Origin of the sequence: Nocardia sp. NPDC060220 (genome assembly GCF_042727815.1) — a bacterium.
Classification (GTDB): Bacteria; Actinomycetota; Actinomycetes; order Mycobacteriales; family Mycobacteriaceae; genus Nocardia.
In genome coordinates this window covers 1-1,994 of sequence record NZ_JBHWZY010001083.1, presented here as the reverse complement: position 1 = coordinate 1,994, position 1,994 = coordinate 1, and the positions used below count along the sequence as shown (strand labels likewise).

General features: G+C 65.2%; 2 protein-coding genes. Both read right to left on the bottom strand.

The genetic code is table 11. From position 1 onward, the window contains the following. A partial coding sequence (locus ACFWF3_RS33860; protein WP_379318066.1) for a lipase family protein occupies positions 1 to 721 on the bottom strand: 721 nt, incomplete at its 3' end. Positions 722 to 810: 89 nt separating this feature from the next. After that, on the bottom strand, positions 811 to 1,994 hold a 1,184-nt coding region (locus ACFWF3_RS33855; protein WP_379318064.1), incomplete at its 5' end, for a flavin-containing monooxygenase.

Below are 1,994 nucleotides of genomic sequence, written 5' to 3'. Positions count from 1 at the left end.
ACTTCGGGATGACGAACCCGACCGCGGCGAGCGCCAGCGGATGCAGTCGACGAATCACCGGCAGCGTGAACTTGCCCGCGGCGTTGAGATTTCGGCGCAGATCCAGGTTGTCGAAACTGGCTTCCAGCCCCATCGCCGAGTACACCAGCAGGAACAAGCCCGCGGTGCGATCGAGGCTCGCACCCATTTCGGCGAGGTCGGCGGGTGGCGCGCCGACAGCGACACCGGCCAACGGCAGATCCGGAGCGTAGAGCGACTGGATCTGCGCGGCCCAGGCGGCAGTGTTGCCGCCTTCGGAGTAGCCGTAGATCCCGTACTGGCTGATCTGCGCCGATCGGGTGGTGAGCAGGTACCGCGCGGCACGCATGACGTCGAGCAAGGCGCGGCTGTTGGCCGGACCGATCACATAGGGATGAGTTCCCTCGGTTCCCAGCCCGGGGTAGTCCGTGACCGCCACCACCCAGCCGCGGGCCAACGCGGCGGCGATGAACACTCCTTCGTATTCCAGCCCGCGTTCGAGTAGCCGCGACACCGCTGCCGAACGTGCCATTCCCTGCGTGCCCGGAGCGAACCCGACCAGTGGCAGCGGTCCCGAGATATCGCGGGGAATCAGAATTGCTCCCGAGACCGTGATCGGCTTTCCTGCAAGGTCGGTGGAACGGTACAACACGCGATACGCGTCGGCCCGCACCGTGATTCCCGGGGCGATCCGTGCGGTCATCGGTCTGATTCGCAGAATTTCCCCGGCGGCGGCTCTGCTGACGGTCGATTCCGGGAGGGGCTGATAAAACCTTGTGCGCCGGCACGACATCATCGGATCAACCCCGTGCCGTGGGGTGCGGCGATCCGGTCGAACGTCAGTACGCCGTCGAGGAGTTCGCCTTTGCCGAGTAGGGCGCGATCGCGGTAGTAGTTGTTGACCACCTTCCAGGGAGAGCGCCGCCCCTGTCGCGGCATGACACCGTCGCCGCGCTGGATGTAGCCGGAGGTCAGGTCACCACCCATCACGGACTCTTCGGCGATGTCGTCGGCACCCGCTCGCACCGAGAATCGGGAGTATCCGCCGTCGCGCATGGCGTTGAGGACCCGGCAGAAATAGGTGGCGGCGAGGTCGGCCTTGAGCGTCCACGACGCGTTGGTGTAGCCGAGAATGATCATGGCATTGGGGACCCCGGAGATCAGGACACCCTTGTAGAGCACCGAACCGTGGGGGTCCACCGGTACGCCGTCGACCACGAGTTCGGCGCCGCCGACGATCTGCACGTTCAGGCCGGTGGCGGTGACGATGATGTCGGCCTCGAGCTCCTGGCCCGACTCGGTCAGCACGCCCTTCTCGGTGAACTTCGCGATGCGGTCGGTGACGATATCGGCCTTGCCGCTTTTCAGCGCCTTGAACAGGTCACCGTTGGGCACCACGCACAGACGCTGATCCCACGGGTTGTAACCGGGCGTGAAGTGCCGCATGTCGATCTTGTCGCCCACTTGCAGTCTGACCTGGTTCAAGAACACCTTCTTGGCCAGCTCGGGATTGGTGCGCGAGAGCTGGAAACTGGCGCGCTGCAACGCGATATTGCGGGCACGGCCGATCCGATAGGCGATCTTCTCCGGCACACGGGCTTTGCGCATCGTGATCGCGACGGGATCATTCGAGGGCAGCGTCTGGATGTAGGTGGGTGAGCGCTGCAGCATGGTGATGTGCTCGACGGCGTCGGCCATCGCGGGGATCAGGGTGATCGCGGTGGCACCCGAACCGATCACCACGACCTTCTTGCCCTGGTAGTCGAGGTCCTCGGGCCAGTGCTGCGGGTGCACGATCTGGCCGGTGAAGTCCGCGGCGCCGGGGAACGCCGGCTGATAGCCCTTGTCGTAGTCGTAGTAGCCGGTGGCGCCGACCAGGAAGTTCGCCGACCAGATTTCGATCTCGCCGGTGCGCTCGTTGCGGACTTCGCCCGTCCACAGTCCGGTGGTGCTGTCGAAGGAGGCGCGAATTCCTC